The following is a 13,301-nucleotide window of genomic DNA, read 5'->3' on the forward strand; positions in this document are numbered from 1 at the left end:
CTTTTTAGGTCTAAGTATGTTTAACTTATGTATTCATCATATAGCGACGATATATAAATCATATGTCAGCTAGTTTGACCAGTTGGGTAATACTACGTCAATCATAGCCTAATGGTCTTCTATTTTTTTAATATGATTCAATAAGCAGGGCTTATATTCTTCATTTTCAAAGCGAGTAAACAATGTCAAACAAATACAAGAAGCTTTCTTGTGTTAATAACTTTTTAAGTAAAACAACAATTCAGATCTTAATTGCTGGCTTGATATCTATTTGCTTCAGTTGTTCTCTTGTGGCTCAAAGCAGTAGTAAGCAAAATTCGAATATACAGAGTCCTATTTCGCAAACTATTAAGGAACAAAGTGCATCAACCGAATCTGCACTTAGGGAGCAAATTACTGCAGGTAATCCTAGCTATTCTCTTGAAACACCTGAAAGGCTCAAGCAAAGAGCTGCTTTTTTACGCGCAGAAAAAACAATATGGCGCATGGATAGCGATGAGTTTTTATCGACAGTTGAATCTTTAGGTGATTATCCTTTAGTCCCTTATTTAATTGCGCGGAAAATTAGTGATTCATTTTCTTTAAAAGATGAAGCACAAATACGTGCATTTTTAAATAAATATGGCGATAGCCCCATTGGGCTTAGTGTTCGCCGCAATTGGTTATTCTATTTGGCTAGAAAAAAGCAATATGGTCTTTTTATCGATTTTTATAGGCCAACTTCAAATACAAAATTGAGATGTCATTATATTCATGCACAAATGAAACAAGGCATTAATGAAACTGTTTTTTACGAGCAAATAGCAGACCTTTGGACAGTAGGTAAATCTCAACCTAAAGAATGTGATGCGCCTTTCAAGAGGTGGATAAAAGCAGAGCAATTAACCGAAGATCTGATTTTACTTCGAATTGAAAAGTCTGCTGATGGGGGGAGTCATACCCTTATTCCCTATTTGCGTTCGTTGTTACCCACAGAAAAACAATATTTAGCTGACTTATGGAGAAAAACGAGGCGAGATCCTAGTTACGTAAAAGCCCTCGCTAGATTCCCAGCAAAATATCCAAATATTGAGGCAAACATAATAAGTTATGGTTTGTCGCGTTTAATATGGCGCGATGCTGAGCTCGCTGTGCGTACTATGCAAAAAGCTGAAAAATCGAAGGTATTTAGTAATCAGCAAAAATCAAAAGTATACGATGCTTTTGGTATCAAATTAGCAATAGACGATGCAAATAATGCCGAGAGGTGGCTGATTAAGTCAGCAGAAGTGAGCGATAACCCAGAAGTTGTGCGCTGGCATTTAGCTTATTTATTAAAGCAACAAGACTGGCAAAAAATAGCCTTGTTGATTGAGTCGTCACCCCCGCAATTGGTTGCGGCCAAAGATTATACTTACTGGCTCGCTCGCGCTTATGAAAATCTTGGACGTGAGCAACAAGCTAGGGTTTTATATACTCAACTTGCGCAGTCTCGACATTATTATGGGTTTTTGGCGAGTGCCCGTTTAGGACAAGTATTTAGCTTACAAGATGAACCGCTTCACGTTAACCATGCAGAAGCACTAGTTGTGCTTTCAAATGAGGCAACTGAACGTGCTTTTGAATTGAAGGCTCTCAAACGCTTCCACTACGCAAGAGCAGAATGGCGTTACATGCAAGGTCAACTAGACAAACGGCACAAATTAGTGAGTACTGTTATATCTAGCGCTTGGGCATGGCACGATCAATCTATTTTTACTTTTTCAAGAGAAGATTATTTAAATGATGTTGGCCGCCGTTTTCCTACTGCTTTTGAGGATCTTATTGTTGAAGAAGCTAAAAAAAATAACATAGCGCCAGAATGGACTTTTGCTATAGCGCGTCGCGAAAGTTCGTTTATGACTGATGCAGTATCAACGGCTAACGCCCGAGGATTGATGCAAGTATTACCAAGTACGGCAAAATATCTTGAAAAACGCCGAGTAAGTGCTAAACAACTTTTAGATGCAGGCACTAATGTTCGAATAGGCAACAAATACTTGCGTTATTTGATGAACAAGCTCGACAATAACTCTGTGCTTGCCACCGCATCTTATAACGCTGGATGGCGCAGAGTACTTAAGTGGCTGCCAGAAACTGCCCCACTAGAAGCCGATATTTGGGTTGAGATTATCCCTTACAGAGAAACACGCAATTACGTTAAAGCGGTAATGGCATATAAACAAATCTATCGGGCTCAGTTGTCTGAACCCGATGCGACATCTGCTGTGCAACAAGGCAAGGTTTTTGAAGACTTTTTGGGTACCGCAATTCCTGTTTCGTTATAGGCTGACGATTTCGTCGTCAATTAAATGCTTAACTAGCGGGCTATTTTGAGCATCTTCAAATGCTTTATCAATGGCTCTTGCTCTGTATCCCATGGATTCCCGATAGTTAGGATGGGTGAAAATGTAAAGTTGTTTATTTTCTAGAGCTTCGACGACTCTTTTTGCCAACAAACTCGCATCAATGCCTGATTCAACGAGCGCGGCAGCTTGGCCAAATCCTTTTTTAAGATTTTCAGCGTTCTCTTTAAGCATGTTAGTTTTGTATTTATCTTGTTTAGTGCGCAAAGATTCGTGTATGCGCGTTTTCACAAAGGCAGGACATAAGGCTGAGACGTGAATATTATGCGATTTGAGTTCAACGGCCCAACTTTCGCTCATGGAAACAACGGCTGCTTTTGTCGCTGAATAGGCTGTTGAATAGGGCACTCCGTTCATGCCAGCCATGGATGCAACATTAATAATCCAGCCACCTTCACCATGCTCTTTCATCGACGGTGTTGTGGCGCGAGCTCCGTACATAACGCCCATTAAATTTACATCAACCACCCATTGGAAAATATTATTGTCTGACTTATCTATGCCACTGGGTATACCACCTACACCGGCATTATTGATGAGCATATGAATGGCACCAAATTTGTCTTTAGCGGCACTAACAACGCTTTCCCATTGTTCGAAGTTAGTCACATCTAGCTCACATGCTAACACTTCAATACCTTCTGCCCTTAATATGTTAGCTGATGCTTGCAATACTTCTTGCTCAATATCGGCCATCACAATTTTCATGCCTAAATGGCCTAATTCACGCGAAAGAGCTAAACCAATACCGCCGGCAGCACCCGATATCAAAGCTGTTTTATTTTGGAAATCGATGGACATATAACAAAACCTTTCTTGAGAAATTTAAAGGCTATAATATAAATGCTGCAGTCATTGCCGCCCACTTTATTAGACTAATTAATGCCCTTTAGTTTGATGAATAAACGCGTCTTGTGAAGTCGTGGGTTAATTTTAAATATATTTTAACGTGCTATATTTAGTTCACTTAAAAAACGCATGGACTTCTTTTAGGGCGCTGACTTGAAATCCTCGGTCGTAAAAATAGACCACTGCGCCTTGTTCGTTTATTACAATTATACGGCTATTATTAGGATTGGTATTGCCAGTGTACTGCTGAACACGATCACCATCTGCGTAAACGGTTACTACTCCTTTCCATAACTCTTTGGGTATACCACGGCGCATACCATTGTCGATAGTGGTGCTAAACATCCTAGGCGCCATGCCCTTGATTGTTGGCACTTCATAAACAGGTGCAGCAATTTCAAGCATGTCTAATCCTATTAGCCAACGGTCAATATCAAATTGAGAATCTTGCACATAGCCAAAGATAAGTATGGTTTTTTCACCGGCTAAATCGTTGGGTATGTTTATCGTTTCGCCTTCTAAACTTTGACCCGTGAATGAAATAAGCGGCGCACCTAATTCTACTTCGCCAGGATAATCGTAACTAGCACACCCGGCCAAAAAAGCGATTATGGTTATAAGAGAAAAATTTTTAACAACGGAGGTGTTCATAGTAGTAAAGAGCCTTTAAGCAATAAAATGAGAGTAAAGTTGATCATCAGGATTAAGTTATCACTTTAATTTGGTGCTGATCACATTAAAAATGTTGATGATCCTGTCAGTTGTATTTCGGGTGTGGAAATATTTCAAGGATTGTTCTTTTGCATTTGCAGAAAGTTCTTTTTGTAAATCAATATTGCTATTTATCTGGGCCATTAACGAAGGTAAACCAGCTTCAATATCATTATAGATTAACAGATCTTTGCCATGTCTAAGTTTTTCTTCAAATACTCTATTTGGTGGCGAAATAGTCACACAAGACTGATACATCCCAGCAATCTGACGTTCATGAAACCCACCATATTGAGTCGGTGGTAAAATATGTGTTTTAGTATTTCTTAGCATGCCTATAAATTCGTCAAAGTTTATCGGCTTGTGTAACTTAGTATCTTTGTGGATCTTAATTTGCTGCATACAGGGGTCGTTATTTGTGACCACGTTTAATGGATAATCCTGCAATGAATTGAGGAGTTTTATTCTTCTTCTCATACGAATAAAGTGCCAAACTTCTGAAATGAGTCTTTGATGAGTGTCATCAGATAAGTTAAATCTCACCCTCAACGTGGGGAAAACAGTGTTAACCCATACAATTGGATCACTGCGCAAATGACTTTCAAAGGTGTCTACAATACCATCAAATATTTTTACTAAATTAGTTTGTTTTTTAGTCAGGGTTGCGACATAGCGGTCACGGAAAAATTCAGGAGGGCTAACCGACATACACAAAAGGTTGTCAATCTTTCTATTTTCAATCGCAATGCAATCTGAGTTTCCTAAATCAACATGTATACCGCTGCTTGGGGTGTGATATATATTTTCTACGCTCCCTCTTAGTTGCGCTAACCACTGAATATTAAAGATGTCAGTAACTATATCTATTAGATATGGATTAAAGGGGATTTTGGCATTTTGAAGCATTTCATTGGTAAAGACTGGATCAGCTTGCAAGTTAAACACTGGGGTCTTAATAAATTCGTAAACTAAGACATTTTTACCATTCACCGTTGCATGAATATCAAGACCAAAACCATTAATCGTCATGTAAAATAGATAAGTGCTATTGTTTTTGGCTTCCATAAAGTTGTTTTGTAGCCTAACTTGATCGTTTACATCCAAGCTAAATAGTTCAATATCATGTTGTTTGAATTCTTCAGCCATTAATTCATGAAAAATGCCAGTTAACCTGCTAGAACCTTCTAGTAATAGCACGGCTTTAAATTTTGCCATTAAATTGCCCTAAAAAATTAGTTTCTATTGCTGTTTACAATTCCCAAAATCACTATTGAGACTCCTCACAATATGCGAGAGCTTGGTCGAGGCCAGTGCACTTGGTGTTTTTATGTCTAATGAGTAACTAAAGAATAGTCAGCTTCTATTTAGTATTCAAATTTTTATTTTTTTGACTTTCATTAGGCAAACTTTAAAGTTTTAATAAATATAGAAAGAGTTATTTCAGGTTTGTCTTTATAAAGCATCTTAACAACTCTTAGTAGCACCTAAACATGTTGAAATACTACTCATCATAGGGTTCTCTCGATACCGAACGGTGTGGAAATTAAGGAACGCAGCATTGCAAAAACCGAAAAATAATGAAGGTAAAACAGGCCCAGTGAATCTGGGCTACAATCTATGCTATTCTTTAAAATAAAAGAGACTTTAAGCACGTAAGGATATTAATTTACATGATGCAAGCAAGCACGCAAACAGCACTTCAGTCCAACTATGCAAGTCATGTTGCAATGTTACAGAATCATACTCGGGACGCGCTAGCACGCGAAAATATAGACGGGCTAGTTATCCATTCCGGTCAAGCGAAGCGTCTTTTTTTAGATGATAATAATTATCCTTTTAAAGTTAACCCACAGTTTAAGGCTTGGTTGCCTGTGGTTGATAATCCAAACTGTTGGCTTATTGTGAATGGTGTCGATAAACCCAAGCTTATTTTTTATCAACCCATAGATTTTTGGCATAAAGTACCAGAAACACCTATCGATTATTGGGTGGAATATTTTGATATTATTTATTTAAAACAAGCAAATAGAGTAGAAAAACACTTACCTTACGACAAAAGCAAATACGCTTATGTCGGCGAATATATTGAAGTTGCCAAAGCCTTAGGCTTTGAGCTAATTAACCCTGACCAAGCGATGCATTATTTACACTTTTATCGTGCTTGTAAGTCTGATTACGAACTCGATTGCATGCGCATGGCCAATAGTATTGCGGTAAAAGCCCACACAGCAGCTAAGCAAGCATTTTTTGATAACCTAAGCGAATTTGAAATCAATCAAGCCTACTTGTTAGCCGCAAAACAGGGCGACAACGACGTACCTTATGGCAATATTGTCGCGTTAAATGAACATGCTTCAATATTGCATTACACGGTATTAGATACCACAGCACCATCGCAGCATTTAGCTTTTTTGATTGATGCTGGTGCCAGTTTTCACGGTTATGCGGCAGACATTACGCGTACTTATACGACACAAAATAACGAGTTTAATGCTTTGATACAAGCGGTTAATCAGCTAACAATTGATTTGGCTAATATGTTAAAGCCAGGCCTAGCTTATGTTGACGTGCAGGTAGCAGCTTATGCGGGTGTCGCTAAAATATTATGTGATTTTGGCGTGTTAAATATGTTGCCTGAAGACGCTGTAGAAGCTGGGATTGTCAGCACATTTTTCCCACACGGTATTGGCCACCTACTTGGCTTACAAGTACATGATGTTGCAGGACATGTCGTTGATGACCGAGGAACACCAAAGCCTCCTCCTTCAAAACATCCTTTTTTGCGCTGCACAAGAATTATCGAACCAAGGCATGTGTATACCATTGAGCCAGGTGTCTACTTTATTGATTCATTGCTAAGCGATCTAAAGAGTACTTCAAACTCAAAATTTGTAAATTGGAATGTAATTGACCAATTTAGACCTTATGGAGGAGTCAGGATTGAAGACAATGTGATCGTACACAGAGAGCGTAATGAAAATATGACCAGAGAGCTTGGTTTAGATTTATAAAAGCTAGCTGTTGCGATTAACGGATAAATCGGCTAAGCCTAATAATGCTGCTTTGTATTCTGATTCAGGTAAAACAGATACGGCTTCTTTAGCTCGATTTGCTTCTTCAATCGCGCACTGTTGGGTATATTCGATTGATCCAGTGCTTTGCATTATTTTCAATATTTTATCAAAGTGCGGCATGCCATCAGCGTTTTCAATTGCATGCTTTATAAGGTCTGCGTTGTCTTTGTCGGTATTCCACATGGCATGCAATAGCGGGAGTGTTGGTTTGCCTTCAGCTAAATCATCACCTGCTTTTTTACCCATTTCATCTTCGTCAGCCGTATAATCTAACACGTCATCAATCAATTGAAATGCAGTTCCTAAATGTTTGCCATAATCCTGCATGGCTTTTTCGATGTCAGGATCTTGTTTTGTTAATACTGCAGCCAATTGAGTTGCCGCTTCGAACAAGCGGGCAGTTTTGCTGTATATGACCTCAAAATAACTTTCTTCTGTAGTATTTGGGTCATTGCAGTTCATCAACTGCATAACTTCACCTTGGGCTATTCTGTTAGTTGCATCTGACAATATATCCATGACTTTCATTTGTTGTAGCTCGACCATCATTTGAAAGGCCCGAGAATATAAAAAATCCCCCACTAAAACACTTGCTTGATTTCCAAAAACGGCATTTGCAGTTTGCCTGCCCCTTCGCATAGTTGATTCGTCGACGACATCATCATGTAATAAGGTTGCAGTGTGGATGAATTCTATTATAGCGGCTAGCGTGTGATGATTGTTGTTTTGAATATTTAACGCCTTGGCCGCCAAAACAGTCAGTAAAGGGCGCAATCGTTTTCCACCACTATTTACAATGTAAAAGCCAAGTTGATTAATCAGTACTACGTCAGATTTTACTTGTTTTTGTATTAGTTGGTTCACGGCGAGCATGTCTGGCTCAGAAAGCGCTTTTATTTGTTCTAAATCCATTGCTACTCTAGTATATTCTGGAATTTCTAATAATATGCCTATTTTACATCAATCAATCCGTAACTCTAGTAATGGTTAATTTTTCTACTATCGCCCTTATCTAGTGGGTTTACGGGTTTCTTAAAGGCAAAAACACACACTAATCTTGTTTAAGTCTAAATAAACTTGAATTTAGTCTTGAATCCCAAGCAAAGTTTACCTATAATTCGCGCCCTGTTTTTTGAATTGAGCGCTTGTATGCGCAGAGCGGAGAAATATATGTACGCGGTTTTCCAAAGTGGTGGTAAACAACACCGTGTGGCTGAAGGCCAAACCGTTCGTCTTGAAAAAATCGAAGTGGCACCGGGTGAAACCGTTGAGTTCGATGATATCTTGATGGTAAGTAATGGTGACGATATAAAAATCGGCACACCTTATGTTGCAGGCGGTAAAGTGTCTGCTGAGGTTGTCACGCATGGTCGTGGTGAGAAAATAAATATTGTTAAGTTTCGTCGACGCAAGCATTCACGCAAGCAGATGGGACACCGTCAGTGGTTCACAGAAGTGAAAATCACTGCGATTAACGCTTAAGAGGAGACGAACACATGGCACATAAAAAAGCTGGTGGTAGTACTAAAAACGGTCGTGACTCAGTAAGTAAACGCCTTGGTGTTAAGCGCTTTGGTGGTCAAGACGTATTAGCAGGCAACATTATTGTTCGTCAGCGTGGTACTAAATTCCATCCTGGAAACAACATGGGTATCGGACGTGACCATACTTTATTCGCCTTAGCAGACGGTAAAGTACAGTTTGAAGTACGTGGCCCTAAAAACCGCAAATTCGTCAGCATCGTTGCTGAGTAAACGCGGTAAAAGATAATTCGGAAACCCCGCATTAGCGGGGTTTTTTTTGCCTGTAAGAAGTTTGTGCAAACAACACAATGAGTGGGCATCAATGGAAAACCGCTGAGGTGAGTAAGGGCAAAAAATTAAGGACGCTTTTCGCCATCCATGGCCGCTTAACAAACGCCATCCATGGCGTTTGATACCTTAATTTCTTGCCCTTACTCACCTTTGGTCGCTCTTTCCATTGATGCCGACTCATTGTGTTGTTGCTGTTGTACTATTTGAGTACAGGCTTACGCTAGTATTGATAAACTGGTAAACTCTACCCTTAATTTTAGGATTAGAACGAAAAAATGAAATTTGTAGATGAAGCAGAAATCCGCGTTGAAGCCGGCGATGGCGGCAACGGCGTTGTTGGGTTTCGGCGCGAAAAATACATTCCTAAAGGTGGGCCCGATGGTGGCGATGGCGGCGACGGTGGTAGCGTTTACCTTGAAGGCGATGAAAACCTAAATACCCTGATTGATTATCGTTTTGAGCGTTTTCATAGGGCAGAGCGTGGGCAAAATGGTCAAGGTGCTAATTGTACTGGGCGTAAAGGCGAAGATCTTACTGTTAAAGTGCCAATTGGTACCCGTGCTACCGACATTGAAACCGCAGAAGTATTAGGTGATTTAACCAAACATGGGCAACGCTTAAAAGTTGCACAGGGCGGATTTCACGGACTTGGAAATGCGCGTTTTAAAAGCAGTACTAACAGAGCGCCACGACAAAAAACTAATGGTTCGCCAGGTGAAATTAGACATTTAGCACTCGAGCTCATGCTATTAGCTGATGTAGGTTTGTTAGGTTTGCCCAATGCTGGTAAATCAACATTTATACGCTCAGTATCTGCAGCCAAACCTAAAGTAGCTGATTACCCTTTCACCACACTAGTGCCTAATTTAGGTGTTGTACGCTTAGACTCTCAGGCCAGCTTTGTCATTGCTGATATACCCGGCCTGATAGAAGGAGCTTCTGACGGTGCTGGGCTAGGAATTCAATTTTTACGTCACCTAGAGCGCTGCAGGGTGTTATTACATTTAGTGGATATTATGCCTGCTGATGGCAGTGACCCAGTCGAAAATGCGCTCACTATTATCAACGAGCTAGAAACCTATAATCCTAAATTAGCCGCAAAACCAAGGTGGTTAGTCTTCAATAAAATTGATTTAATGCTTGAAGACGAAGCTGATGCTATTTGTCAGCAAATTGCCGACCAAATGGGATGGGAAGAAGATTATTATCAAATGTCTGCATTCCATAAACTGGGTACAGACGAACTATGCCAAGATATCATGCAGTTTTTAGACGACTTACCACCTGAAGAGTTTTCAGAAGAAGAACAAAAAGAAATTGGTTTCAAGTGGGATGAGTTTGACGCATCAAATGGCGATGTAAACAAAAATTATAATGAGTCTGATTATTCAGATGAAGACGATGATGATGAAGATGATGATCATCCTAACGTGATATATGTAAAAGAGTAGGTGCTTCGGCGCTAAAGAGTAGTAAATGAAAATATGTATGATTGCCGCTATGGCTAAAAATAGGGTCATAGGGAAAGACAACAAAATGCCTTGGCACTTGCCGGCTGATTTAAAACACTTCAAACAAACTACGCTTGGCCATCCTGTGATTATGGGACGAAAAACTTATGAGTCTATTGGAAAGGCATTGCCTGGCAGAAAAAATATTGTTGTTACTAGCAATCAGGCATATTCTTTGAACGATGCAGTCGTTGTTAATTCTTGTGAGTCAGCATTAAAAGTAGCGCAATTAGAAGCCCAAACTGTCATGATTATTGGCGGTGGGACCATATATGAATCTTTTTTACCCCATGCCAATACACTATATTTGACACATATCGATTTAGACGTTGAAGGAGATACTACATTTCCAGACTACAACTCGGTGGCCAAATGGCAGGTCGACGCAAGTCAAAAACATCTCAAAGATGACAAAAATCCGCATAATTACGAGTTTGTCACCCTAATTAAATCAGCCTAGTACTTCAGGCTATGGTTTCTTTATTATGCAGTTTACGCGCTAAACCAAAACTATAAACATAACCATAAACACCACTAAAGGCGATTGATGGGGCAACTGTTAACCATAAATTAGGTGTTGCGAATAATACATTTATTGTAATAACTAGAACACTTTGTAATAGCAGTGCTGGCAAAGGAGAAAGCCAAGCGCCAGGTAAACAACGGCCATTACATTTTTTCTCAGAAAGTTTGAGTCCTGCTTCAAAAGTTTCTACGGTGGAGCAGGGTGTTTTTTTGCTATGCTGAGTATTGATCCGAGGCACAATAAGCACCAAGCAATAACTAGAAGAGCCAAACCTTTTAAAGAATATCTCTAAAAAAAGTGTAAAAATTAAAGTCACGCCACCACTATAAATACCTTGCACAATGGCGGCTTTTATTAACACAGCTTGGTCGTCGGTAACTAGGCTATTGGCATAATAAGCCCATGCGGCGTAGCTAACAAAAGCGATTAACGCAGATATGAATAATCGTAATACTACTTTTACTTGCATGACTCTTCGCCCTAGATGCTGCTATTGTTAATAGGTTTTCTAATAATAGCAGGTGCATGCTGGCAAGTACTAGGTCTCAGAAAATATTGACTCTATACTAAGACCTTCATGACGAAGAATTTCTTTCAGTCGTTTTAATGCTTCAACTTGGATTTGTCTTACTCTTTCACGTGTTAAGCCAATCTCTGCACCCACATCTTCGAGTGTTGCAGGCTCATGCCCCATCAAACCAAAGCGTCTTGCCAATACTTCGCGTTGTTTAGGGTTAAGGACTTCTAGCCATTCTACTATGTCTGTTTTCATGGTAGCTGTTTCAAGCTTAGATTCGGGTGATGCGTCACTATCATCGGCTATTATGTCGAGCATTGCATTGTTACTATCACTGGCAATAGGCGTATCAACCGAGCTAATACGTTCATTGAGTTTCAGCATACGGCTAACGCTAGAGACGGGCTCACCGGTTGCTTTAGCAATGTCTTCTGCCGTGGGTTCATGGTCTAGTTCTTGGGCTAACTTTCGTGCGGTACGCAAATATAGGTTTAATTCTTTCACTACATGAATAGGTAACCTTATCGTACGTGTTTGATTCATCAAAGCACGTTCAATTGTTTGCCTTATCCACCAAGTGGCATAAGTAGAAAATCGAAAACCTCTTTCAGGGTCAAACTTTTCAACAGCGCGGATCAGACCAAGATTTCCCTCTTCTATTAGATCGAGTAATGCCAAGCCTCGGTTGTTATATCTGCGAGCAATTTTAACCACTAAACGCAGGTTGCTAACGATCATACGTTCACGTGACGCAGTTTTACCAGCTATTGCTTCGCGTGCAAATTTCTTTTCTTGATCCGCAGTTAATAGGGGAGAAAAACCAATTTCATTTAGGTAAATTTGCGTGGCATCTAACTGTTTAGGTACAGGTTGACCTTTACTGGCACTAGCATAAGCGTCGGCGTCTTCGTTTTCAGAACTTGCTTTTTTAATTTCAACTGCTTCAATTTCAACAGCTTCTTCAATATCGTCAAAATCAAAAGCGTCTATTTCGGTATTGTTGTCGGCACCTGAGTTTTGGCTTGCTACCATGATAAGCCTCCGCAAGTCTCTCTATTGTTTTGGCAGGTATCGGAAAGGGTCAACTGATTTACCTTTTTTTCTAATTTCAAAGTGCAACATAACATCACTGGCGCCAGAGCTACCCATTGTTGCGATTTTTTGGCCTTGTTTAACATACATTTGCTCACGTACTAATATTGCTTCGTTGTGCGCATATGCACTTAAGTATTCATCATTATGTTTAATAATAATAAGATTACCGTATCCCTTTAGTGCATTCCCCGCATATACTACTTTACCTTTGGCTGATGCTTTTATTTCTGTGCCTAGACGGCCTTTAATATCAAGGCCTCTTTTGCTTCCGTCATCGCCAACTGTCGCTATTGTATGCGTACCAATAGCCGGCCATATCCAATCTTTGATTGCTTTTGCTTTAATATCAGTATTATTCGAAGCAATTTGTTTTTTATCTTGGTTTTTTCGATGTATTTCTTTCTTATTCACACCATACGCCTGCTGTTTAGTATGGTCAACTTGTATTTTGCTTAATTTTCGCTCACCTTGTTCTGGCGCAATGTTTTTGTTGATATCCTGATTATTTACATCCGCTTTAAGCCTAATTAATTGTCCTTTTGTAATGATATAAGGAGCAGGTATGTTATTGATTTTAGACAGGTATTGGTAGTCATTACCACTATAAAATGCAATTGCAAAAAGAGTGTCGCCTTTCTGCACAATATACTCATTACCTTCTATGACAGTTAAGTTTTGTGGAGTGGCAACTTTAGTTGACAAGCTAATAACGGGTGCAGGGTTATGCTGGCTACTACAGGCCGCTAGCAGTAACAGTGTGCTTACAAAAAGTAATAAAGATTTGATCTCCATATCGCTAAATTAGCCTTGATGTTTTGTG

13 protein-coding genes are annotated in these 13,301 nt (G+C 39.6%); 6 read left to right on the forward strand and 7 right to left on the reverse strand.

Features of this window, described 5'->3' with window-relative positions; genetic code table 11:
* Window positions 1–182: 182 nt before the first annotated feature.
* Window positions 183–2,306, forward strand: a complete 2,124-nt coding sequence (locus RM552_RS00285; RefSeq protein ID WP_311366797.1) for a lytic transglycosylase domain-containing protein — start codon at window positions 183–185, stop codon at window positions 2,304–2,306.
* On the opposite strand, the gene RM552_RS00290 is transcribed toward RM552_RS00285, so the two are convergent.
* From RM552_RS00290 to RM552_RS00300, 3 genes are all read right to left on the reverse strand, one after another.
* On the reverse strand, window positions 2,301–3,185 hold the full coding sequence (locus tag RM552_RS00290; protein WP_311366798.1) for an SDR family NAD(P)-dependent oxidoreductase: 885 nt from the start codon (window positions 3,183–3,185) through the stop codon (window positions 2,301–2,303). The genes RM552_RS00285 and RM552_RS00290 overlap by 6 nt on opposite strands.
* Before the next feature lie 162 nt (window positions 3,186–3,347).
* Window positions 3,348–3,884: a hypothetical protein gene (locus RM552_RS00295; protein ID WP_311366799.1), complete on the reverse strand. Its 537-nt coding sequence runs from the start codon at window positions 3,882–3,884 to the stop codon at window positions 3,348–3,350.
* 60 nt (window positions 3,885–3,944) lie between these two features.
* Complete coding sequence (locus RM552_RS00300; protein WP_311366800.1) at window positions 3,945–5,159, reverse strand: hypothetical protein; 1,215 nt, start codon at window positions 5,157–5,159, stop codon at window positions 3,945–3,947.
* 455 nt (window positions 5,160–5,614) lie between these two features.
* On the opposite strand from RM552_RS00300, the gene pepQ reads away from it, so the two are divergent.
* On the forward strand, window positions 5,615–6,955 hold the full coding sequence (gene pepQ / locus RM552_RS00305; protein WP_311366801.1) for a Xaa-Pro dipeptidase: 1,341 nt from the start codon (window positions 5,615–5,617) through the stop codon (window positions 6,953–6,955).
* Between the two features lie 3 nt (window positions 6,956–6,958).
* Here pepQ and ispB read toward each other — a convergent pair whose 3' ends face one another.
* Window positions 6,959–7,930 (reverse strand): octaprenyl diphosphate synthase, encoded by a 972-nt coding sequence (ispB, locus tag RM552_RS00310; RefSeq protein WP_311366802.1) that lies wholly within the window; start codon window positions 7,928–7,930, stop codon window positions 6,959–6,961.
* Between the two features lie 258 nt (window positions 7,931–8,188).
* On the opposite strand from ispB, the gene rplU reads away from it, so the two are divergent.
* The 4 genes from rplU to folA all read left to right on the forward strand — a co-directional run bounded on the left by rplU (window position 8,189) and on the right by folA (window position 10,803).
* On the forward strand, window positions 8,189–8,500 hold the full coding sequence (rplU, locus tag RM552_RS00315; protein ID WP_311366803.1) for a 50S ribosomal protein L21: 312 nt from the start codon (window positions 8,189–8,191) through the stop codon (window positions 8,498–8,500).
* Between the two features lie 14 nt (window positions 8,501–8,514).
* Window positions 8,515–8,772: a 50S ribosomal protein L27 gene (gene rpmA / locus RM552_RS00320; protein WP_311366804.1), complete on the forward strand. Its 258-nt coding sequence runs from the start codon at window positions 8,515–8,517 to the stop codon at window positions 8,770–8,772.
* Between the two features lie 335 nt (window positions 8,773–9,107).
* Window positions 9,108–10,283 carry an Obg family GTPase CgtA gene (gene cgtA / locus RM552_RS00325; protein WP_311366805.1) on the forward strand — a complete coding sequence of 392 codons (1,176 nt, stop codon included), beginning with the start codon at window positions 9,108–9,110 and terminating at the stop codon, window positions 10,281–10,283.
* Window positions 10,284–10,308: 25 nt separating this feature from the next.
* Window positions 10,309–10,803: a type 3 dihydrofolate reductase gene (folA, locus tag RM552_RS00330; RefSeq protein ID WP_311366806.1), complete on the forward strand. Its 495-nt coding sequence runs from the start codon at window positions 10,309–10,311 to the stop codon at window positions 10,801–10,803.
* Between the two features lie 4 nt (window positions 10,804–10,807).
* Here folA and RM552_RS00335 read toward each other — a convergent pair whose 3' ends face one another.
* The 3 genes from RM552_RS00335 to RM552_RS00345 form a co-directional block, all read right to left on the reverse strand.
* Window positions 10,808–11,338: a hypothetical protein gene (locus RM552_RS00335; protein ID WP_311366807.1), complete on the reverse strand. Its 531-nt coding sequence runs from the start codon at window positions 11,336–11,338 to the stop codon at window positions 10,808–10,810.
* A 69-nt stretch (window positions 11,339–11,407) separates the two neighbouring features.
* Window positions 11,408–12,418: an RNA polymerase sigma factor RpoS gene (gene rpoS / locus RM552_RS00340; protein WP_311366808.1), complete on the reverse strand. Its 1,011-nt coding sequence runs from the start codon at window positions 12,416–12,418 to the stop codon at window positions 11,408–11,410.
* Window positions 12,419–12,439: 21 nt separating this feature from the next.
* Complete coding sequence (locus RM552_RS00345) at window positions 12,440–13,273, reverse strand: peptidoglycan DD-metalloendopeptidase family protein (protein ID WP_311366809.1); 834 nt, start codon at window positions 13,271–13,273, stop codon at window positions 12,440–12,442.
* Between the last annotated feature and the right edge of the window lie 28 nt (window positions 13,274–13,301).

Origin of the sequence: Glaciecola petra, assembly GCF_031846345.1 — a bacterium.
Lineage (GTDB): Bacteria > Pseudomonadota > Gammaproteobacteria > Enterobacterales > Alteromonadaceae > Glaciecola > Glaciecola petra.